Genomic DNA, 22,024 nt, shown 5'->3' with positions numbered 1-22,024 from the left:
CTCCGACGCCCTAGCGATGGGAGACAGAGGCCCGGTAGCTCTCGCCCCAGGCGCTCATGGCGTCGAGCACGGGCGACAGCGACGCGCCGACCGGGGTGAGCGAGTACTCCACGCGCGGGGGCACCTCGGCGAACACCGCACGATGCACCAGGCCGTTGCCCTCCTTCGCACGCAGGTTCGACGTGAGCACCTTCTGGGAAATGCCGCCGATCGCCCGCTTCAGCTCGCTGGAGCGGCGAGTGCCCTCCCGCAGCTCCCGCAGAATCAGCACCTGCCACTTGTTGCCGATCATGGTAAGCGTGACCTCGACCGGACATTTGGGAAGGCTCTCTGCCGAACGTTCGCCATAAACACTCATCCCGTTTCCTCGTTTCCGCAGTTCACTGCAATGGTATGTTTTCTAATACCTAAGCACTTTTAAGTGCCTGCTTACTTAAGGATACCATGGTCGGTATATTGAAGTCACAACGAAAACCCAAGCGCCCCACGGCGCCAAGACGGAAAGGACCCATCTATGAAACTCGCAGTTGTCGCCGCAAACGGAAAAGCCGGCCGCCTGATCGTGAAGGAGGCGCTCGACCGCGGCTTCGACGTCACCGCCTTCGTCCGCTCGGCCAACAAGACCGCAGCCGCACAGTCGGTGCAGAAAGACCTCATGGACCTCACGGCCGACGACCTCGCCGGCTTCGACGCGGTCGTCGATGCGTTCGGCACCTGGGACCCCGCGCAGTTCCCGATGCAAACGACCACCAGCCAGCACCTGTGCGACGTGCTTTCCGGCACCGACACCCGCCTTCTCATCGTAGGCGGCGCAGGCTCGCTCTACGTGAACCCCGAGCACACCATGCAGCTTCTGCAAACCCCCGACTTCCCGGACGAGTACAAGGCCATGGCGCAAAGCCAGGCCGATGAGCTTTCCGCCCTGCGCACGCGCGACGACGTGAAATGGACCTTCGTCTCCCCCGCCGCCGATTTCCAGCCCGAAGGCGAGCGCACCGGTTCCTACCTCTTGGCCGGCGAGGAGTTCACCACCAACGACCGCGGCGAGTCGGCGGTCTCCTACGCGGATTACGCGATTGCAATGGTCGACGAAATCGAATCCGGCAACCATATCCAGCAGCGCATCAGCGTGCTGGGAAAGTAGCCCCTCTTCGGCGGCCGGTCCGGCGGGTGATGCCGTCGGACCGGCCGCCGCCCGCAGAAAGGACCAGCATGAATCCAGTTGACGAAACCGGATACGCGCGGAATCTGTCCCGCCTGCGCACCGCCCTCAACGATGCCTCGGCCATCGTGGTGGGCGCCGGCGCCGGGCTTTCCACCGCGGCGGGACTGACGTATTCAGGCGAGCGCTTCGAGCGGCTTTTCGGCGACTTCATCGCGCGTTACGGTTTGCGCGACATGTACTCGGCCGGCTTCTACCCCTTCCCCACGCCCGAAGAGAAATGGGCCTACTGGAGCCGCCACATCTGGGCGAACCGCTACGAGCCGGCGCCCAAGGACACGTATGCGGTCCTGCGCGACCTCCTGCGCGGACACGACGTTTTCGTCCTCACCACCAACGTCGACCATCGATTCCAAGAAGCGGGCTTCAGCAAGGAGCGCCTCTTCTACACCCAGGGCGATTACGGACTGTGGCAGTGCAGCGTCCCCTGCCATGCGAAGGCCTACGACAACCGCAGCGCGGTGGAGCGCATGGTACGCGAACAGAAGGATTGCCGCATCCCCGCAGAGCTCGTGCCGCGCTGCCCCGTCTGCGGCGAGCCGATGGCCATGAACCTGCGATGCGACGATACCTTCGTGGAAGACGCGGGCTGGCATGCGGCCCAGAAGCGCTACCATCGCTTCCTCGACGCGCACGAGACGGGCACGGTCCTCTATCTGGAACTGGGCGTGGGCGCCAACACGCCCGCCATCATCAAGTACCCCTTCTGGCGTCGCGTGCTCGACAACCCGCAGGCCTCCTACGCCTGCCTAAACTACGGCGAAGCCTTCGCCCCGCGCGAAATCGAAGACCGCAGCATCGTGATAAACGCCGACACCGACGCGGTCCTGCGCGACCTCGCCTGCGAGTGAGCCAACGAGGCCAGACTTCGTAGACTCGCTCGTCGCCGACCGCCTACCACGCACGCAGTAGAAACCTGTGAACGCCCCATCGGTTCTTCACTCTACCCGCACATACCCTTGACCGTTCATGGTACGGTGTGCCCCGCTTACATCGGAGGTGCACGTGAACAAAGAAGCGCAATCGAAAACGGGCCCCATCCTGGCCATCTATCTTACGGGGCTCGTCATCGGCGGGCTCTACATGGGTATGGTCTCGCCCGCCCGCACCGTCATCCAGAACGGGTTCGGCATCGACGACGTGGCCGGTATCTGGATGATCAACATCTACTCCCTGTTCTACGCGGCGCTCATCCCCATCATCGGCAAACTGGCCGATAGGCGCGGGCGCAAGACCGTCTTCACGGTCTGCGTGGGCATTTTCGGCGCCGGGTCGCTCGTCTGCGGGCTTTCGTCGGCGGCGGGAAGCTTCGGCCTCCTGCTAGCGGGCCGCGTGCTGCAGGCGGCGGGTGCGGGCGGCATGATACCCGTGGCCAACGCCGAAATCGGCACCACCTTCCCGCCCGAAAAGCGCGGAGCCGCCCTTGGTATGGCGGCGGCCGTCACCGGCATCGCCAACGTGCTCGGCGCCGGCGTGGGCAGCGCGATCATCGGGCTGGCGGGCGCCGAAAACTGGGCCGTCATGTTCTACGCGAGCGTGCCCTTCTGCGTCGTCCTCATCGCGGCGGCCGCCGCCGTCCTGCCCAACCGCACCGCATCCGCAAGCGCCCCTATGGACCTGGCGGGTTCGGTTCTCTTCGCTCTCTTCGTTCTCATGCTGCTGCTGGGTCTGAAGGACATCGACTTCTTCAACTTCGCGACGACGATCGTGCAGCCTGCCGCATGGCTGCCCCTGGTTGTCGCCCTCGTCGCGCTGCCCCTCTTCCGCGCCGTGGAAAAACGCGCCGCCGACCCGGTCTTCCACATGGAATACTTCCACAACCGCGCGATCGTCGTCACGATGGCCGTGTCCTTCTTCATCGGCTGCTGCATCATCTCGATGGTCCTCGTGCCGGAATTCGCCGAATTCGCGATGGGCGACCCGGCCGGGTCGGGCGGCTACTACCTGCTCGCCATCGGCATCACGAGCCTCTTCGGCCCGCCGTTGGGCGGCAAGCTCATCGACCGGTTCGGGCCCCGGCCCGTGCTCGTAGGCGGCCTCGCCGTGGAAGGCGCCGGCTACCTCTTCGTCGCCCTGGTGGCGGCGGCCAGCCCCTCGCCCGCCCTGCTCGTGGCCGGGCTGCTGGTCATCGGCTTGGGAATGGGCTTCGCGATGGGCGCGCCCACCAACTACATGATTCTGGAGAATACGCGCGCCGCCGAAGCGAGCAGTGCGATCGCCACGATCACGCTCGTGCGCCAAGTGGGCACCTCGCTCGCACCCGCCATCCTGGTGGGGTTCATCTCGCAGGGCACGGGAATGCTCGGCTACCAGCAGATGCTCGTGTGCGTCGCCGTCTTCTGCGCGATCTCCATCGCGCTCATGGCCTTCTACCGGTCGCCGGAACGCTAGCGGCCCGCACCGCGCCCGCCGCTTCGCCTAGCGGTTGGCTTTTCCCGAAACCTCGCTCACGTCGACCGCCCACACGAGAACGCGATCAAGCGCGGCGTGCGGGAACTCCCATTCGCCCGGCCCCGCCTCGTGTTCCATGATCAGCCTGAGAGCGGCCCGCTTCCCTTCGTCGTCGGAAAGCGTGCGCAGGGCGCCCACGCCCATCACGCTGCGATAGGCGAACGACCAGGCGCAGGCCGTGCGGCCGGAAACCGCGCCCAGCGGCTCGTCGATCTCGATGGCCGCCGAGCCTCCCCGCGCGAGGGCGCGGGCCTTTCGGCCTTTCGGAGCCGAATGCGCGTAGAGGGTGAGCGGCACCGGATCGGCGAGCCCGCGCCAGACGTACCCGTAGTTCACCGGCATGATGAACGGACCCTCCGCATCGGCGAAGCCCACACGCACCACGTGGCAACGCTCCAGAATCCCGCGCAACTCCGCGTCATCGTCGATCCGCCGGTCCGCCCTTCGCATTTCCGCCATCGATCGTCCTTTCTCCTGGGCCGCCGTCGTATGCGCCATTATACGGCTCCCACGCGAAAAGGCCCCGCCGCCTCCCTCAGGAGAAGCGACGGGGTCCGCGGCGAAACGATGCGGCGCCCGGTTAGAGCTGACCCACCAGGTCGATGCCCGGCTGCAGGGTATCCGCGCCCGGCTGCCACTTAGCCGGGCACACCTGGTCGCCGTGCTCGGCGACGAACTGGGCCGCCTTCAGCAGGCGCAGAAGCTCGGCGGCGTTGCGGCCGATGCCGCTCGCGGTGACCTCGTAGACCTGGATCTTGCCTTCGGGGTCGACGATGAACGCGCCGCGTTCGGCCACGCCGCTCTCCTTGATGAGCACCTTGAAGTTCTTGGCGAGCACATGCGCCGGATCGGCGAGCATCGGGTAGGCTACCTTCGAGATGCGATCGGAGCTGTCGTGCCACTCCTTGTGCACGAACTCGCTGTCGCAGCTGACCGCGTAGACTTCCGCCCCTGCCGCCTTGAAGGCCTCGTAGTTGTTCGCCAGGTCTTCAAGTTCCGTGGGGCACACGAAGGTGAAGTCGGCCGGGTAGAAGAAGAACAGGCTCCATGAGCCCAGCACGTCTTCCTTGGACACCGTTTCGAAGCTGCCGTCGCGATAGGCCTGCACCGTGAAGTCTTTGATTTCTTTTCCGATAAGGGACATCGTTCTCTCCTTATGTGAAGGGGTTTGCATTTGTTATTGGTAATTATTACCGTTAATAATGATATTTTGCAAGTAGCAATTTCTCTTTTCCGGAAAGAGGCGGTCTTATCCCGCAAAACGCCCCCGTTCTCGCTCCGATGCGGCGTCGAAAGCGCCAAGCGGGCGCACTCCCCTCGAGCGGCGCCAAGGCGGCCGATAACCCCGTCCAAAAAAACGGCCGCCGCCCACACGGGCAGCGGCCATACGCACGCGATGAGGGGCGAAGACGCTAGAGCAGCTTTTCGATGGCGGCTTCGACGTCCTTCATGTCGACCGTCGGTTCGAAACGCTCGACCAGGTTGCCGTCACGGTCGATGAGGAACTTGGTGAAATTCCAGCCGATATAGGTCTTGTCGCCGTACTTCTTATTGTTGGCTTCCGCGAATTTCTCGAGGCCCTTGGCCTTGAGCCCCTTGCCGAAACCGTTGAAGGGCTTTTCGCTCGCGAGCTCGACGAACAGCGGATCCGCCGTGTCGCCGTTCACATCGATCTTTTTGAACTGCGGAAACTCGGTGCCGAACTTGAGCGTGCAGAACTGATGGATCTCCTCGTCGGATTCGGGTGCCTGGCCGGCGAACTGGTTGCAGGGGAAATCGAGGATTTCGAAGCCCTGGTCCTTGTGGTCGGCGTAGATTTTCTCAAGATCCTCGTACTGCGGGGTGAAGCCGCAGCCGGTAGCCGTGTTCACGACGAGCAGGACGTCGCCCTTGTAATCGGAAAGGTTCTTCGTGGTGCCGTCGAGGTTGGTTGCGGTGTGATCGTAAATGCTCATGGATGCCTCCTGAACGTTGGATTCGATAATTCGATTGTATACAATTTTATTTTGCTACACAAGTAAGCGGCGCCTTCGGACGAAACTATCGGCAAACGGTACCCCCCTGCGCCCCACCCAAGGATGCGGAGCATGGAGCGCAACGGGCAAGCGTACGGAGGTCCGAGCCATGCCAACGGCACATCTACCGGGCGCTGAGTATCGAACGCGAGGAACCCAAATGATAGGATGCTCTCGAAACCAACTCGAAAGGGCCGACATGAATCAGGAAGCGCAGGGAATCGGATGTGCACTCGCGGGAGCGGTGCTGTGGGGCTGTTCCGGATCGTTTTCCCAATTCCTCTTCAGCGCCTACGGCTTCAGCGGGCTCGGGCTCACCGCCGTGCGCATGACGACGTCGGGCCTGCTTTTCCTTGCGGTGATAATCGCCTTGCGTAGGCATGTCCTATCCGACATCTGGCACGATGCACCTGCACGCCGCCAGGTGGCGCTCTTCGGAGGGGCCGGCCTCTTCCTCAACCAGCTCACCTATCTCATGACCATTGCCTACACAAACGCGGGCACGGCAACCGTTATGCAGAGCTTCAGCATCCCTTTGATCATGGTCGTCGTCTGCCTTATGCGGCACCGCCGCCCTGCCCCACGGGAAATAATCGCGCTTGCATGCGCCGTGGCGTCAATCTTCCTGATTTCGACGGGCGGCAATCCGGCCGTCCTCGCCCTGCCCCTCACCGGATTCGCCTGGGGCATGGCGAACGCGGGGGCAACGGCTTTCTACAACATGTACCCGCGTGCGCTGTTCGCCCGCTACGGAAGCTTCACGGTCACCGGACTCGGCATGTGCGTAGGCGGCGCAGCTTCTCTTCTGGCCTGGAGCGCAATGGGGCTCACCTTCTCTGCGACGAACGGGGCAATGGGCGCGCCGATAGCCCTCCCTTCGCTCGACGGCCCGGGCATTGCGGCCCTTGCGGGCGTAATCGTGCTCGGCACGTGCTTTGCCTTTTGGCTCTATCTGCGCGGCATCGCGCTTGTGGGAAGCATGAAAGCGAGCATGCTCGGTGCCGCCGAACCGGTCGCCGCCACCGTTCTGAGCGCCATCTGGTTGGGAACCACGTTTTCCGCAACCGACTGGATCGGCCTTGCGCTTATGGTGGGCACGATTCTCATCAGCTCGATGCCGCGCAAAGCATAGCGCTTGCTTCGGCCACGTGCCGCACGTGCGGGTCGCGGCGCCCATGCGGATCGCGCGCGATATACCGCTTCCGCACTGCATCCCACGCAAAACGGCCCGCCGCATCGCTGCGACGGGCCGTTTGCACTCTCACGTTCGGTTCGCCCCTATTCGGCTGCCGTCACCACCGCGCCGACGGCTTGCTTGGTGCCGGCTTTCGGGTCGTCGAAGACCGCGCGGTCGAACTCGCCTTCCGATTTGGCCACCACCGTGGTCACGATGGCGTCGCCGGTGATGTTCACGGCGGTGCGCAGCATGTCCAGAATGCGGTCGATGCCCATGATGATCGCGATACCCTCAAGGGGCAGGCCGACCGAATTGAACACCATCGAAAGGGTGATCAGCCCCACCGAGGGCACGCCGGCCGTGCCGATCGAGGCGAGCGTGGCGGTCAGGATGACCGTCGCGTAATCGGTGGGTCCCAACGGCACGCCGAACAGCTGCGCCGTGAACACCACAGCCACGCCCTGCATGATGGAGGTGCCGTCCATGTTGATCGTGGCGCCCAGGGGAATCGTGAACGAGGCCACCTTGCGGTGCACGCCGATGCGGTTCACCAGGGTTTCCACGTTCAGGGGAATCGTCGCGTTCGACGAGTCGGTGGAAAAGGCGAACAGCATCACGTTGGCGAACTTCTTGAAGAAGGCGATCGGGTTCATGCGCCCGAAGATCACGAAGATCAGCGTGTAGACCACGAAGCATTGGATCGCCAGCGCGACGACCACGCCCAGCATGTATTTAATCAGCGGGACGAACATCTCAACGCCCAGGTTGGAAAACGTGCGCGCGAGCAGGCAGAAGACGCCGATCGGCGACACGAGCATGACCACTTCGGTCATCTTCATCATCAGGCCGTTGAACTCTTCGAAGAAGCGGCGCACGTGTTCGACCTTGCGCCCCATCACGGCCATAAGGATGCCCACGAACAGCGAGAAGAAAATCACCGCGAGCATGTTGCCGTCGGACAGTGCCTTGAAGGGGTTGGTGGGGATGATGCCGAGCAGCGTGTCCATGACGCTCACGTCGGTCGTCTGCACGTTGGTCGACGACGCCTGCGAGGTAAGTGCGCTCGCGTCAACGCCCAACCCCGGGTTCACGATGTTTCCCACGGTGAGGGCGATGGCGACGGCGAGTGCGGTGGTCACGATATAGGTGCCGAGCGTCTTGCCGCCGATGCGGCCGAGCGATTTCACATCGCCCACCGAAGCGGCGCCGCAGGCGATCGAGCAGAAGACGAGGGGCACCACGAGCATCTGCATCAAGCGGATGAAGCCCTGTCCCACGAACTGGAAGATGCCGTTGACGATGATGTCGTCGCGCACGGGGCCGGCGGGCACCAGGTAGCGGAAGATCACGCCACAGGCGATGCCGAGCACGAGCGCAATCATGATCTGGCCGGTGAGTCCGACCTTGTGCTTCCTCTTGCCTTCGATGGTATCGACGGCGGAAAGCTGTTCGGGTTTGCTCGATTTCGCCATCCTAGGCACCCGCCTTCACCAGACCGAGGCCGCCCAGATACGCGCGGATGTCGTCTTGCCACGAAGGCGGCTCGGCAAGCCCCGAAAGGGCGATCATCATATCGTCGAGCACGACGTTTTCCGACGTCGTGGGGTCGGCCGGCGCATCGTGCACGAGGGCGGGATCGGCGCCCATGAGGCGATAGACCGCGCGGGCGAAGTCCGAACGGCTGCACGACCCCTTGTCGACTACGTGGAAGGTGCCGTACTCGCCTTCGCGGATGGCTTCGAGCAGGAAGCGCACCATCGTGTCGACCGAGGTGGGACAGGCAACCTGGTCGGCGCGCCGCACGGTTTCGGCGCCCGTCTTGGCGCAGTCGATGATCGAGCCCAGTTGGCCGCCGTCGGCATGGTAGACCCACGAGGAGCGTACGATCAGGTGGCGCGGGTTGAGCTCGCGGACGAAGGATTCGCCGGCCAGCTTCGACTTGCCGTAGAGGGTGTCGGGGTCGGGGCGGTCAAACTCGTCGAGGGGGCCGCTCTGATGACGGGCGAAGACGTCGTCGCTCGAGACCTGCACGAGCAGGGTGTCGATGGATTCCGTCGCGATGGCCAGGTTGCGCGCCCCCAGGGCGTTGGTCTTCATCGTTTCAAGACGGTTTTCAGCCGAAACGAAGTCGCGGCGGATGCCCGCGCAGTTGACCACCACGGAGGGCCGGTTGCGGCTGATAAAGGCCGTCACCTCGTCGAGGTCGCATACGTCGACCTCGCGCCCCGTCGCATAGATCGTATAACCGGCGTCGGCGAATCGCCGCGTGAGCGCACGGCCCAGATAGCCCAGCGCACCCGTGATCCAAATATCGTTCAAACGCGTTCCCATAGCGCCTCTCTTACTCATGTTCTTCTGCCAAGACATATCCATCGATACTAACGCATATAAACGGCTATTTTCCCACTCCCCCGTTTCCAACCGGTTTCCCTCCCGCATGTCCACGCCTCAGCGTGCGCCAACCCCCCGGGGCGTGGCACAGGCGCGCTCCCTTCTGCGAAAGCGCCGCCCCGATCTATCGTATACTTAGAACAAATGTACGAAAGGAGGGCCCGTGAGCCTGCAAGGAAGCCTGTTCGAAGAGGTGCCGCCCTCATCTCCCCTCGACGACGGCGAAAAAGTCGAGCCCGACATGAGCCAGCCGCTGGCCGCCCGCATTCGCCCCCGCACCCTCGACGAAGTGGTGGGACAGGCGCACCTCATCGGCCCCGACAAGCTGCTGCGCCGCATGATCGAAGGCGATCGCATCGCAAGCATGATCTTCTGGGGCCCGCCGGGCGTGGGGAAAACCACGCTCGCCCGCGTGATCGCCCGCCAGACGGCGTCGCGGTTCATCAACTTCTCGGCCGTGACGAGCGGAATCAAGGAGATCCGCGCGGTCATGGAAGAGGCGGAATCCTATCGGCGCAGGGGCACGCGCACGATCCTCTTCGTCGACGAGATCCACCGTTTCAACCGCGCCCAGCAGGACGCCTTCCTCCCCTATGTGGAACGCGGCAGCATCACGCTTATCGGCGCCACCACCGAAAACCCCTCCTTCGAAGTGAATGGCGCCCTCCTCTCGCGTTGCCGGGTCTTCGTGCTGCACGCGCTCGAGGTAGACGACCTGCGCCGCCTGCTCGAGCGGGCCCTGGCCGACGAGCGCGCCTTCCCCGACATGCGCATCGAAATGGCCCCCGGCACGCTCGACACCATCGCCGCCTTCGCCAACGGCGACGCCCGCGCCGCCCTCTCCACTCTCGAGATGGCCGTGGTCGACAGCCCCCAGGACGAAGGCGGCGTCGTCCACGTCGATGCGGACACCGTGGCCCAGTGCACGTCGAAAAAATCCCTGCTCTACGACAAGTCGGGGGACGAGCACTACAACCTCATTTCCGCCCTCCATAAATCGATGCGCAATTCCGACCCCGACGCCGCCGTCTATTGGCTCGCCCGCATGCTCGAAGGCGGCGAGGACCCCCTCTACATCGCCCGCCGCGTCACGCGGTTCGCTGCCGAAGACGTGGGCCTGGCCGACCCACACGCGCTCGACCTGGCCGTTGCGGCCTTCCAGGCCTGCCATTTCATCGGCATGCCCGAATGCTCGGTCCACCTCACCGAAGCGGTGGTCTACCTTTCGCTCGCCCCCAAATCGAACGCCCTCTACCGGGCTTACGAGAAGGCCAAGCGCGACGCTCAGACCTCGGTGGCCGAACCGGTGCCCCTGCAAATCAGGAACGCCCCCACCGCCCTCATGGACAACCTGGGCTACGGGCGCGACTACCGCTACGCCCACGATGCCGCCGAAAAGATCACGGCCATGCCCTGCCTGCCCGATTCCCTGCGCGACCGCACCTACTACGAGCCCACCGATGCAGGCGCAGAAACCCGCTTCGCCGCCAAGCTCGGCCAGATCAAAGAATGGCGCGCGGCCCACGCCGGCGAATGGGAGAGCACGGTGGGAAGCGATGCTGACGTGGGCGCGTCGAGCGTGAAGCCCAAGCGCAGCACGTAGCCTGCGGGGCGGATGCGTATAATCGGAAGGCAGCCGCTGCATTCCGCCCATCCGCCGGCCCATCCCCGCAGCGTTCCCGCAACCGAAAGGCACCCGCCTATGGATTTGAAAGACTTCTTCGCCGACCATCCCCGTGTCGCCGTCGCCTTTTCGGGCGGCGTCGATTCCTCGTATACGCTCGCGTGCGCGCTCACGTACGCCCAGGCCGCCCATGCCTACTTCGTGAAATCGGCCTTCCAACCCGCCTTCGAACTCGAAGACGCCCGCCGCGTCGCCAGCTTGCTAGACGCCCCGCTCACCGTACTCGACGTCGACGTGCTCGCCAACCCCCGCGTCACCGTCAACCCGGCCGACCGCTGCTACTTCTGCAAGCAAGCCGTCTTCGGCGCCATCGGCCAAGCCGCGCGCGCCGACGGGTTCGCAACGATCGTCGACGGCACCAACGCCACCGACGACGCTTCCGACCGCCCGGGCATGAGGGCCCTGACCGAAATGGGCGTGCTTTCGCCCCTGCGTCTCTGCGGCATCGGCAAGGCAGACGTCCGCCGCGGAGCGAAGGGCCTCGGCCTTCCCACCTGGGACAAACCTTCTTACGCCTGCCTGGCCACCCGCATCCCCACCGGACAGGAAATCACCGCCGAAAGCCTTGCCCGCACCGAGCGCGCCGAAGCCTTCCTCTTCGAGAGAGGCCTTTCAGACCTGCGCGTACGCACCGTGGGCGAAGCCGCCAAGATACAAGTGCCCGCCGCCCAGTTCCCCTTGGTCATGGCCCACCGTAGGGAAATCGTCGACGCCCTTTCCGCCGACTACTCCGACGTCTGGCTCGACTTGGAGGCCCGCGATGAACAGTGAGGCGCGACGCCTGCTCGAAGGCGTGCGAACAGGCGTCGTATCGGTCGATGACGCCCTTCTCAAGTTGAAGACGGCCCCCTTCGACGACCTGGGCTACGCCAAGGTCGACCTGCACCGCACAGCCCGTCAGGGTGCCGCCGAAGTGATTTTCGGCGAAGGAAAAACGGCTGCGCAGATCGAGGGAATCGTCGCCAGCATGCGCGCCGCTGGGCAGGGGCCGGTCATCATCACCCGGCTCGATGCCGAAAAAGCCGCCTCCCTCGGCGCCCGTTTCGACGTCGCCTACCACGAAACGGCCCGCCTGGCCACCGTGGGCGCCCTTCCCGCCCCCTCGGGCGCGGGCACGATCGTCGTCGCTACCGGCGGCACGAGCGACATTCCCGTCGCCGAAGAGGCGGCACTCACCGCCGAAGCCCTGGGCAACGCCGTCGAGCGTCTCTACGATGTGGGCGTCGCGGGCATTCACCGTACTCTCGCGCATATGGACGACCTCATGCAGGCGACCGTCATCGTCGCGGTCGCGGGTATGGAAGGCGCCCTCGCAAGCGTGATCGGCGGCCTTGCCGACTGCCCGGTCATCGCCGTCCCCACCAGCGTTGGCTACGGGGCGTCGTTCGGCGGCCTTTCGGCCCTGCTTTCTATGCTCAACTCCTGCGCGAGCGGCGTGTCGGTCGTCAACATCGACAATGGCTTCGGCGCAGGATACCTGGCCAGTATGATCAACCATGTGGAGGCTCGCTCATGACCACGCTCTACCTCGATTGCGGCATGGGAGCCGCCGGCGACATGACGAGCGCCGCCCTCTACGAACTGCTTGAAGAAGACGAGCGCGCCGACGCTCTGCGCGCGCTCAACGGCCTGGGAATCCCCCACGTGCGCTTTGACGCCGAACGCACCGCAAAATGCGGCATCGCGGGCACGCATTTCCGTGTCACCGTAGATGGCGTAGAAGAAGCTCCGGCGGACGGCGGACTCGACCCTGCCCGAACGCGGGCCCACGCCCACGGCGGCGCCTCCCACCATCACCACGCCCACCGCAGCCTTGCCGATATCGAGCGCGCGATTGCCGACCTGCCCCTGCCTCAAGCGGTCGCCTCCGACGCTTCCGCCGTGTTCGCCCGCATAGCCCAAGCCGAAAGCACCGTGCACGGTGCCCCCGTCGACCAGATCCACTTCCACGAAGTGGGCACCTTCGACGCCGTGGCCGACGTCGTCGCCGCCAGCTACCTCTTCCACCGCATCGGGGCCGACCGCATCGTGGCCTCCCCGGTGAACGTAGGAAGCGGCACGGTACGCTGCGCCCACGGGATTCTCCCCGTACCAGCACCGGCTACCGCGCTCCTTCTGCGCGGCATTCCCACCTATGCCGGCACGGTGGCAAGCGAGCTCTGCACCCCCACCGGAGCCGCCCTGCTCGCCCACTTCGCCTCGTCTTTCGGGCCGCAGCCCCCCATGACCGTCATGCGCATAGGCTACGGCATGGGCGCCAAGGAATTTGCCCAGGCCAACTGCGTGCGCGCGCTTTTGGGCGACGAGGTGCCCGATTTCGGCGCCGGCCCTGGCGGCACCGAAGAAATCGTCGAGCTCTCCTGCAACATCGACGACGACACGCCCGAGCACATCGCCTTCGCCCTCGAGCTCCTGCTCGAAGCCGGCGCGCGCGACGCCTTCACCGTCCCGCTCACGATGAAGAAGTCGCGTCCCGGCACGATGCTCTGTGCCCTCTGCCTCCCCGGCGACCGCGACCGGCTCGCCCGCCTCATGCTGCGGCACACCTCCACGCTCGGCGTGCGCTGGAAACCCTGTGGCCGCTACGCCCTCGCCCGCGAGGAAGGCACCGTGGACACCCCCTGGGGGCCCGTGCCGGTGAAGCGCTCGAGCGGTTTCGGGGTCACCCGCGTCAAAGTCGAGCACGACCGCGCCGCCGAAATAGCCCGCGCCCACGGCCTTACCCTCAACGACATCGAGGCCTTTCTCTAGCATCGCGCGATAACGAATCGGGGCCGCAGCGTGGAGCTGCGGCCCCGATTCGCGTTTCAACGCTTGTCGCCTATCAAAGCGGCGCCTCATCCTTCGCGTTTGGCCTGACACTCCTTGCAGACCCCGTAGAACACGGTGCGTTGCGGGTCCACGGCAAACCCGTGTTCCTGAGACAGATGCTCGGCGATATCGCCCAAATAGTCGCATTCCACGTGATAGAGCTTTCCGCACACCGTGCACACGCAGTGGAAGCAATGCTCGCGCGCACAGGGGTCGCCAGCCGTGTACTCGTAGCAGGCTGCTTCGCCCGGACCCAGGTTGTAGCGGCGCGCCATGCCCTCGTCGACCATGCGCTCGAGCTGACGGTACACGGTGGCGGCGCCGATCGAGGATCCCCTGCGAACGAGTTCTTCATGCACCTGCTTGGCCGTCATATGCGCGCCGTCAGCGCCTTCGAGCACCGCGACGACCGCACTGCGCTGGCGCGTTTTGTATCCCGAACCCGCCTTCATCGGCCCTCTTTCCGCTCGGATTCCCGTTTCCTCTATCACGCTACCCGAATTTCGCGCAATCTGTGAACGATTCAGGCATTTTGATAATTTATCTCAAATTCGAATTTGATACTGCCTATCATATTCAACCGTTATACACCGTACGTATCGTTTGCTCTATCCATACAGGAGAACCATGGGTCTTATCATCACATTCCTGCTCGGCCTGTTCGTGCTCGCCGGTGCCGCCATCGCGAGTTTTGCCAAGAACGAAACCCAGGTCCGTGAGGCGTCCTTCGCCGTCGCAGCAGGCGCCATCGCCGTGCTGCTCTTCGGCGATCTGCTCCCCGAGGCAGCTGAAGGCGCCGAAACGATCGGGCTCCCCGCGAGCATCTTTGCCGCCGCCATAGGCTTCATCGCGCTCGTCGTGCTCGACCGCTTCCTTCCCGACGCCCCGCCCGAAACCCTTGAAGGACATGCCCATGGCAGCGCCCTGCACGTGAGCGTGTCGACCACCATCGCCCTTTCCATCCACAACATCATCGAAGGCATGTCGGTCTGCGGCGTCGCGAGCGAGTCGCTCGCGACCGCCGCCCTGCTCGCTTTCGGCGTGGGCATCCACAACATTCCCATGGGCATGATCGTCGCCTCCGGTGTCCGTCATGAGCCCGCTTCCCGCCGCGCGCTCGTCCTTGGCGCCGCCGCCCTTTCGACGTTCGTAGGCGGCATCATCATGACGAGCCTCGGCTCCGGCATCGACGAAGGCCTCGTCGCCTTCATGCTCTCCCTCACCATCGGCCTGCTCGCCTACATTCTTGTGCTTGAGCTCATCCCCCATCTGCTGCATGTCGCTCATAAGCGCACCGCCCTCGCAGGTTTCCTCTTCGGCGCCGTCATCGTTGCCTTGGGCATCATGGTTTCCGAACTCGCGTAGCACTATAAAGTTTCAGGCCCCACGTACCGTCATCAGCTGCCCCACGTACCGTCACGTGGGGCAGCTATTAGTTTCCAAACATTCATGCCCGCTCATCTGTGCCGTTGTCCGGTTTGGCCTTCAACCGAGGATGCCTTCCTCGTGCTTCTAGATTCGAAGAGACTTCGCTACCATGAGCCTATCGATAGTCAGAGGCCCTTGCTCACCTTCGAGCGAGCGTAAAGAGTTGAAACGAGTCCCAATGGCACGCTACGCTTTCCAACACGGAATCATCATCGACGGCACCCGGGCCATGGAGCCGCTTGAAGGAAAAGCGGTCCTTGTCAATGATGACCGCATTGAAGCGATCATCGACCCCTCGGATATTCCCTCGTCCTGCACCTGCATCGATCTGAAAGGAAAATATCTGCTGCCGGGCCTCATCAACATGCACGTGTACCTTGCCGGCAACGGGGGCAATGGCAGCCCCCAAAAGCAACGCGACAACGCGAAGCTCGTACGGCTGCTCTTCTCAAACCCCTTAAGCGCCGCCGCAGCGCATGCCCTTGTGGCTTCTTACGCGAAAACGCAGCTCATGTCTGGGGTCACCACCATCCGCACCGTAGGCGGGCTCAAGGACCTCGATACGCGGGTTCGCGATGAGATTGCAATCGGGAAGCAGGTCGGGCCGCGTATTCTTGCCGCAAACATGGCCGTGAGCGTTCCCGGTGGCCATATGGCAGGTTCAGTTGCCACCGAGTCACGCTCCATCGAAGAGGCCGTCGAAGCAGCGTCTGCGGCCATCAACGAGCGTGTCGACTTGGTTAAGGTCATGATTACCGGAGGCGTACTCGACGCCAAAGAAAAGGGCACCCCAGGCGAGATGAAAATGTGGCCCGAAATGGTACGCGCTATTTGCAAGAAGGCTCATGCTTACGGCCTGCCCGTCGCCGCTCATGTAGAATCAACCAAAGGCGTGCGCGTGGCACTGCAAAACGGCGTCGACTCCGTCGAGCATGGCGCTCAACCCACTGAAGAGATTATTGACCTGTTTAAAAGCACGGGAAGCTCTCTCACCTGCACGTTGAGCCCCACGCTCCCCTATGCCCTCTTCGACCGTACGGTTTCGGGAGCATCTGAAATAGAGCAGTACAACGGACAGATCGTATTCGAAGGCATCAGGGATATGGCGCAGGCGGCGCTCGATAACGGCATTCCCCTGGCCTTGGGAAACGATGTCGGCTGCCCCTGGATCACCCAATACGATTTCTGGCGCGAGCTCGTATACCTCACGAAATTCACGACTGCCACGCCACAGGACGCCCTTTACGCGGCAACCCTCGGGGGAGCCACCTGTGCGGGTATTGACCAAGAAGCAGGCTCTGTGGAAGCAGGCAAGTGTGCAGATTTGATTGTCGTAAACGACAACCCCCTGGAGAACCTTACAACCCTGAGAAACGTTGAGATGGTGATGACGCGAGGCAGGCTGATCGAGCATCCTACCGTAAAAAGAACTCCGGCGATTGACGCACAGCTCGACCGCTTCCTCTAAGGATCGGTCGTACCACGACCTCTCTATACGAAAAGGGGGCCGCCCCCTCGGGCGGCCCCCGCACAAAGAAAAAGCGCCCTCCGCGAGCGCGACGCCCTATCCTCCCACGGGCTTCCCCCGCAGTACTTTCGGCGATGCGGGGCTTAACTGCCGGGTTCGGAATGGGTCCGGGTGATCCCCCGCTCCATGGTCGCGCTCGCGGGGGGCGCTCCCCCGCGAGGTCCTGGTTAGGATCTCTCTAGGTTTTCCAAGGCGGCTCCGGGCCGACCCTGGGGGTTGCATGGCGCTCACGGAAACCTCACGGACCGTCAGATACGGGTGCGAATTGAGATGAAGAGCTCGACCGATTAGTACCGCTCGCCTGAGCGCCTCGCGGCGCTTGCAGCTGCGGCCGATCAAGCTCGGTGGCTACGAGGGGGATTACCGGAAAGAGAACTCATCTTGGAGACGGCTTCGCGCTTAGATGCCTTCAGCGCTTATCCGTTCCGGACGTAGCTACGCGGCAGTGCCGTTGGCCGACAACCGCTGCACCAGAGGTCCGTCCACCCCGGTCCTCTCGTACTAGGGGCAGATCTCCTCAGTTCTCTTGCGCCCGCGGAGGATAGGGACCGAACTGTCTCACGACGTTCTGAACCCAGCTCGCGTACCGCTTTGAATGGCGAACAGCCATACCCTTGGGACCGACTTCAGCCCCAGGATGCGATGAGCCGACATCGAGGTGCCAAACCTTGCCGTCGATGTGGACTCTTGGGCAAGATCAGCCTGTTATCCCCGGAGTACCTTTTATCCGTTGAGCGACGGCCGTTCCACGTCGGGCCGCCGGATCACTAGAACCTGGTTTCCCACCTGCTCGGCTCGTCGGCCTCGCAGTCAAGCCCGCTTGTACTCTTGTGCTCTGCGGACGGTTGCCGACCGTCCTGAGCGGACCTTGCGCACGCCTCCGTTACTCTTTGGGAGGCGACCGCCCCAGTCAAACTACCCGCCTGGCACGGTCCGCGCGCCGGATCGCGGCCGCGCGTTAGATCGCCGGAACGGTGAGGGTGGTATTCCAAGGGCGGCTCCGCCCGGGCTGGCGCCCGGGGTTCATAGCCTCCCACCTATCCTCTACGCACCGAGCCAACGATCAATGCCAAGCTGTAGTAAAGGTTCACGGGGTCTTTCCGTCCTTCCGCGGGAAGTTCGCATCTTCACGAACAATGCAATTTCACCGGGTCCATGGTTGAGACAGCGCCCAAGTCGTTACGCCATTCGTGCAGGTCGGAACTTACCCGACAAGGAATTTCGCTACCTTAGGACCGTTATAGTTACGGCCGCCGTTTACCGGGGCTTGGCTTCGGCGCCTCGCTTTCGCTAACGCTTCCGCGTAACCTTCCGGCACCGGGCAGGCGTCAGACCCTAGACGTCGCCTTGCGGCTTTGCAGAGTCCTGTGTTTTTGCTAAACAGTCGCTTGGGCCGTTTCGCTGCGGCCCGCCCGGGCTCCGGGGGCTAGCTCCCTCACCTGGGCGGGCACCCCTTCTCCCGAAGTTACGGGGTCGGTATGCCGAGTTCCTTAACCATGGTTCTCCCGATCGCCTCGGTATGCTCTACCCGCCTACCTGTGTCGGTTTTGGTACGGGCGCCGCGGGCCTCCCTAGAGGTTTTTCCAGGGGGCATGGGCTCGCCGGCTTCGGATCAGATCCTTCGTCTCGCGTCTCGGGCTCATCGGTCGGCTGGTTTCCATGCCGACCGCCCTACGCGCTTTCACGGGGACGTCCAGAACCCCGCCCGGCTACCCTTCCCCGTCACCCCGTCGGTGGTGACGGCCCGCGGCGGTACAGGAATGTCCGCCTGTTGTGCATCGCCTACGCGTGTCCGCCTCGGCTTAGCTCCCGACTGACCCTGGGGCGATTAGCGTTGCCCAGGAACCCTTAGGCTTACGGCGGAGGGGTTTCCCGCCCCTCTCTCGTTACTCATGCCAGCATTCTCACTTCCCGGATGTCCACGCGGGGTCGCCCCTCGCGCTTCGCCCCTCCGGGAAAGCTCCCCTACCACAGGATCTCTCGATCCGTCCGCCGCTTCGGCGCCGTGCTTAGCCCCGTGAATTGTCGGCGCATGTCCACTCGACCAGTGAGCTGTTACGCACTCTTTAAATGCATGGCTGCTTCTAAGCCAACATCCTGGTTGTCTAGGCAAACGCACATCCTTTGCCACTCGGCACGGACTTGGGGGCCTTAGCGGGCGGTCTGGGCTGTTTCCCTCTCGAGCACACAGCTTAGCCCACATGCTCTGACTCGCGGCCAATGGGATGCCGGCATTCGGAGTTTGGTTTTCCTCGGCAGGCGGTGAGGCCCCCTCGGAAGTCCAGTGCTCTACCTCCGGCATCGTACGGCCGCGGCTAGCCCTAAAGCTATTTCGGGGAGAACGAGATATCTCCGGGTTTGATTGGCCTTTCACCCCTATCCACGGGTCGTCCCCTCCGTTTTCAACCGAAGTGGGTTCGGGCCTCCACGGGGTCTTACCCCCGCTTCACCCTGCCCATGGATAGCTCACCCGGCTTCGCGTCTACGGCGCGCTACTCACCGCCATCTTAAAGGCTCGCTTTCACTGCGGCTCGCTTCGAAGCTTAACCTCGCAGCGCACCGTAACTCGCTGGCTCATTCTACAAAAGGCACGCCGTCACAGAGGAATCCTCTGCTCCGACTGCTTGCGGGCGCACGGTTTCAGGTACTGTGTCACTCCCCTCTCGGGGTGCTTTTCACCTTTCCCTCACGGTACTGGTCCTCTATCGGTCATAGGAGAGTATTCAGCCTTGGAGGGCGGTCCCCCCTGCTTCCAACCGGGTTTCACGTGCCCGGCTGTACTCGGGATGCGCGTCCGCCGGGGGACTGGGGTCCGCGTACGGGGCTCTCGCCCGCTCCGGCCGGCCTTTCCATGCCGTTCCGCTTCCCAGTCCCTTTGTAACCGGCGCCGGCCCCTGCAGGGACCGGATGCGCGCTCCCACGACCCCCATGCAGCAACGCCTGCAGGCTGTGCGCATGCATGGGTTTAGGCTAAACGCGCTTTCGCTCGCCGCTACTCGCGCGATCTCGGTTGATTTCCTTTCCTCGGGGTACTTAGATGTTTCAGTTCCCCCGGTTCGCCCCTTCCCGCCTATGCGTTCGGCGGGAGGTGCCAGAGCTCCGCTCTGGCGGGTTGCCCCGTTCGGAGACCTGCGGGTCGAGGGATGTTTGCTCCTCACCGCAGATTATCGCAGCTTGCCGCGTCCTTCGAAGCCTTCCTATGCCAAGGCATCCACCGTGCGCCCTACGTATCTTCATTTCCCTTCGCGTCCCCTCCCGCGCTTCTGCGCGGGAGGCGTCAGTTCGAAATAAAAGTATTTCGGGTATCCATATCTTAGTTATTGCGATCGTGTAATGCGAACCACCTGCGGGATTCCCGGAAGATCGAATTAGTTTGAAAAACGAATCTGAGGGATTCTCGCTGATGATTCTTTCAGTTTCTATGAAACGCTATGCAACTCTCAAGGTGCCCGGAGGGGGAGGTTTCCCCGACCGTCCGAGGGAGGGCCCTCGGGACCGGATGCCGCGAGACGAGAGATAGGGGCTTCAAGCTTTCGTACACTTTTTCCCCTGTGAGGCGAACCCATTCGCCTTCCGGGGCGCGGGAGCTCTCGCTCGACCGCGCTTCGGGCTGGCGCCCGATTTCTCCCTAGAAAGGAGGTGATCCAGCCGCACCTTCCGGTACGGCTACCTTGTTACGACTTCACCCCCCTTACCCTCCACACCTTCGGCGCCTCCGCCCCTTGCGGGTTCGGCCGGCGACTTCGGGTGCAGACGACTCGGGTGGTGTGACGGGCGGTGTGTACAAGGCCCGGGAACGTATTCACCGCGGCGTGCTGATCCGCGATTACTAGCAACTCCGACTTCACGGGGGCGGGTTGCAGCCCCCGATCCGAACTGGGACCGGCTTTGGGGGATCCGCTCCGGATCGCTCCTTCGCATCCCGCTGTGCCGGCCAGTGTAGCACGTGTGCAGCCCAGGGCATAAGGGGCATGATGACTTGACGTCGTCCCCACCTTCCTCCGGCTTGACGCCGGCAGTCCCCCATGAGTCCCCAACTCAATGCTGGCAACATGGGGCAGGGGTTGCGCTCGTTGCGGGACTTAACCCAACATCTCACGACACGAGCTGACGACAGCCATGCACCACCTGTCCGGGCTCCTCTCGGCCACGGCGTCTCCGCCGCTTCACCCGGATGTCGAGCCCTGGTAAGGTTCTTCGCGTTGCTTCGAATTAAGCCACATGCTCCGCTGCTTGTGCGGGCCCCCGTCAATTCCTTTGAGTTTTAGCCTTGCGGCCGTACTCCCCAGGCGGGGCACTTAATGCGTTAGCTGCGGCACGGGGGAAGGGCTCCCCCACACCTAGTGCCCATCGTTTACGGCTAGGACTACCAGGGTATCTAATCCTGTTCGCTCCCCTAGCTTTCGCACCTCCGCGTCAGTGTCGGCCCAGAAGACTGCCTTCGCCATCGGTGTTCTTCCCGATATCTGCGCATTTCACCGCTACACCGGGAATTCCGTCTTCCTCTACCGAACTCGAGCCCGCCGGTTCGGGGTCGGGCCGGAGGTTGAGCCCCCGGGTTTGAGACCCCGCTTGGCGAGCCGCCTACGCGCGCTTTACGCCCAATGAATCCGGATAACGCTCGCTCCCTACGTATTACCGCGGCTGCTGGCACGTAGTTAGCCGGAGCTTCTTCTGCAGGTACCGTCATGGTTCTTCCCTGCTGAAAGCGGTTTACGACCCGAAGGCCTCCGTCCCGCACGCGGCGTTGCTGCGTCAGGGTTGCCCCCATTGCGCAAAATTCCCCACTGCTGCCTCCCGTAGGAGTCTGGGCCGTATCTCAGTCCCAATGTGGCCGATCGGTCTCTCAACCCGGCTACCCATCGCGGGCTAGGTGGGCCGTTGCCCCGCCTACTACCTAATGGGACGCGACCCCATCCCCTGCCGCTGAATCGTTTTCCCCGCGGGGCCATGCGGTCCCGCGGGAGTACCCGGTGTTAATCCCGCTTTCGCGGGGCTATCCCGGAGCAGGGGGCAGGTTGGTCACGTGTTACTCACCCGTTCGCCACTCTATGACCGCCCGAAGGCGGGTTAATCGTTCGACTTGCATGTGTTAGGCACGCCGCCAGCGTTCATCCTGAGCCAGGATCAAACTCTCCGTTTAAAGCGCGGCCCCCGAGGGGGCCGACAGTCTCTCTTCCAACGGATCTGTGAGATCTCTGTTTCGTTTTCCGTCTTCCCGCGGCCTCGTTGGAGGCTGCCGCGGAACGACGGGGTTCGTCTAGCTTGAATTCTCTCGTTCGCAGTATCCGGTTCTCAAGGTCCTCCCGCGCCCCCG

At 63.5% G+C, this 22,024-nt stretch carries 17 protein-coding genes and 3 rRNA genes; 10 read left to right on the top strand and 10 right to left on the bottom strand.

The window, feature by feature from the left end:
- Window positions 1–10: 10 nt before the first annotated feature.
- Window positions 11–358 (bottom strand): winged helix-turn-helix transcriptional regulator, encoded by a 348-nt coding sequence (locus BN3270_RS01170; protein WP_058985357.1) that lies wholly within the window; start codon window positions 356–358, stop codon window positions 11–13.
- A 156-nt stretch (window positions 359–514) separates the two neighbouring features.
- Between BN3270_RS01170 and BN3270_RS01165 the strand changes: the two genes are divergently transcribed.
- The 3 genes from BN3270_RS01165 to BN3270_RS01155 all read left to right on the top strand — a co-directional run bounded on the left by BN3270_RS01165 (window position 515) and on the right by BN3270_RS01155 (window position 3,613).
- Window positions 515–1,144, top strand: a complete 630-nt coding sequence (locus BN3270_RS01165) for an NAD(P)-dependent oxidoreductase (protein WP_058985355.1) — start codon at window positions 515–517, stop codon at window positions 1,142–1,144.
- Window positions 1,145–1,212: 68 nt separating this feature from the next.
- Window positions 1,213–2,073: an SIR2 family NAD-dependent protein deacylase gene (locus tag BN3270_RS01160; RefSeq protein ID WP_058985353.1), complete on the top strand. Its 861-nt coding sequence runs from the start codon at window positions 1,213–1,215 to the stop codon at window positions 2,071–2,073.
- Window positions 2,074–2,227: 154 nt separating this feature from the next.
- On the top strand, window positions 2,228–3,613 hold the full coding sequence (locus tag BN3270_RS01155) for an MFS transporter (RefSeq protein WP_058985351.1): 1,386 nt from the start codon (window positions 2,228–2,230) through the stop codon (window positions 3,611–3,613).
- A 27-nt stretch (window positions 3,614–3,640) separates the two neighbouring features.
- Here BN3270_RS01155 and BN3270_RS01150 read toward each other — a convergent pair whose 3' ends face one another.
- The 3 genes from BN3270_RS01150 to BN3270_RS01140 form a co-directional block, all read right to left on the bottom strand.
- Entirely contained in the window at window positions 3,641–4,132 is a 492-nt protein-coding gene (locus tag BN3270_RS01150) for a pyridoxamine 5'-phosphate oxidase family protein (protein WP_058985349.1), read from the bottom strand.
- Window positions 4,133–4,253: 121 nt separating this feature from the next.
- Window positions 4,254–4,817 (bottom strand): alkyl hydroperoxide reductase subunit C, encoded by a 564-nt coding sequence (ahpC, locus tag BN3270_RS01145; RefSeq protein WP_058985347.1) that lies wholly within the window; start codon window positions 4,815–4,817, stop codon window positions 4,254–4,256.
- Window positions 4,818–5,085: 268 nt separating this feature from the next.
- The gene (locus BN3270_RS01140; RefSeq protein WP_058985345.1) at window positions 5,086–5,628 is read right to left on the bottom strand and encodes a glutathione peroxidase; all 543 of its coding nucleotides are present in this window, start codon (window positions 5,626–5,628) and stop codon (window positions 5,086–5,088) included.
- 259 nt (window positions 5,629–5,887) lie between these two features.
- On the opposite strand from BN3270_RS01140, the gene BN3270_RS01135 reads away from it, so the two are divergent.
- Entirely contained in the window at window positions 5,888–6,820 is a 933-nt protein-coding gene (locus BN3270_RS01135; protein WP_058985343.1) for a DMT family transporter, read from the top strand.
- Window positions 6,821–6,966: 146 nt separating this feature from the next.
- Here BN3270_RS01135 and BN3270_RS01130 read toward each other — a convergent pair whose 3' ends face one another.
- A complete protein-coding gene (locus tag BN3270_RS01130) occupies window positions 6,967–8,337 on the bottom strand; it encodes a dicarboxylate/amino acid:cation symporter (protein WP_058985341.1) in 1,371 nt (456 codons plus the stop codon).
- A 1-nt stretch (window position 8,338) separates the two neighbouring features.
- Complete coding sequence (locus BN3270_RS01125) at window positions 8,339–9,196, bottom strand: SDR family oxidoreductase (RefSeq protein WP_058985339.1); 858 nt, start codon at window positions 9,194–9,196, stop codon at window positions 8,339–8,341.
- A 223-nt stretch (window positions 9,197–9,419) separates the two neighbouring features.
- Here BN3270_RS01125 and BN3270_RS01120 point away from each other — a divergent pair, with 223 nt between their 5' ends.
- The 4 genes from BN3270_RS01120 (at window position 9,420) to larC (ending at window position 13,691) form a co-directional block, all read left to right on the top strand.
- A complete protein-coding gene (locus BN3270_RS01120; RefSeq protein WP_271711860.1) occupies window positions 9,420–10,859 on the top strand; it encodes a replication-associated recombination protein A in 1,440 nt (479 codons plus the stop codon).
- 99 nt (window positions 10,860–10,958) lie between these two features.
- Entirely contained in the window at window positions 10,959–11,711 is a 753-nt protein-coding gene (gene larE, locus BN3270_RS01115) for an ATP-dependent sacrificial sulfur transferase LarE (protein WP_058985337.1), read from the top strand.
- On the top strand, window positions 11,701–12,456 hold the full coding sequence (gene larB / locus BN3270_RS01110) for a nickel pincer cofactor biosynthesis protein LarB (RefSeq protein WP_058985335.1): 756 nt from the start codon (window positions 11,701–11,703) through the stop codon (window positions 12,454–12,456). Before larE ends, larB begins: the two co-directional genes overlap by 11 nt.
- Window positions 12,453–13,691: a nickel pincer cofactor biosynthesis protein LarC gene (gene larC / locus BN3270_RS01105; RefSeq protein ID WP_058985333.1), complete on the top strand. Its 1,239-nt coding sequence runs from the start codon at window positions 12,453–12,455 to the stop codon at window positions 13,689–13,691. The genes larB and larC overlap by 4 nt, the downstream gene beginning before the upstream one ends.
- Before the next feature lie 86 nt (window positions 13,692–13,777).
- Here larC and BN3270_RS01100 read toward each other — a convergent pair whose 3' ends face one another.
- Window positions 13,778–14,203 (bottom strand): Fur family transcriptional regulator, encoded by a 426-nt coding sequence (locus tag BN3270_RS01100; protein ID WP_058985331.1) that lies wholly within the window; start codon window positions 14,201–14,203, stop codon window positions 13,778–13,780.
- A gap of 175 nt (window positions 14,204–14,378) precedes the next feature.
- Here BN3270_RS01100 and BN3270_RS01095 point away from each other — a divergent pair, with 175 nt between their 5' ends.
- Both BN3270_RS01095 and BN3270_RS01090 read left to right on the top strand, forming a co-directional pair.
- Window positions 14,379–15,116, top strand: a complete 738-nt coding sequence (locus BN3270_RS01095) for a ZIP family metal transporter (RefSeq protein WP_058985329.1) — start codon at window positions 14,379–14,381, stop codon at window positions 15,114–15,116.
- Between the two features lie 241 nt (window positions 15,117–15,357).
- On the top strand, window positions 15,358–16,647 hold the full coding sequence (locus tag BN3270_RS01090) for an amidohydrolase family protein (RefSeq protein WP_058985327.1): 1,290 nt from the start codon (window positions 15,358–15,360) through the stop codon (window positions 16,645–16,647).
- Window positions 16,648–16,730: 83 nt separating this feature from the next.
- Here BN3270_RS01090 and rrf read toward each other — a convergent pair.
- The 3 genes from rrf to BN3270_RS01075 form a co-directional block, all read right to left on the bottom strand.
- Window positions 16,731–16,845: ribosomal RNA gene (gene rrf / locus BN3270_RS01085) — 5S ribosomal RNA — on the bottom strand.
- 129 nt (window positions 16,846–16,974) lie between these two features.
- A 23S ribosomal RNA gene (locus BN3270_RS01080) occupies window positions 16,975–19,945 on the bottom strand.
- 394 nt (window positions 19,946–20,339) lie between these two features.
- A 16S ribosomal RNA gene (locus BN3270_RS01075) occupies window positions 20,340–21,850 on the bottom strand.
- Together the 16S, 23S and 5S rRNA genes form the textbook arrangement of a ribosomal RNA operon.
- Window positions 21,851–22,024 lie beyond the last annotated feature (174 nt).

The organism is Hugonella massiliensis, from assembly GCA_001486445.1.
GTDB lineage: Bacteria > Actinomycetota > Coriobacteriia > Coriobacteriales > Eggerthellaceae > Hugonella > Hugonella massiliensis.
The sequence above is the reverse complement of the archived record's forward strand: the minus strand, read 5'-3'. Positions and strand labels throughout refer to the sequence as shown.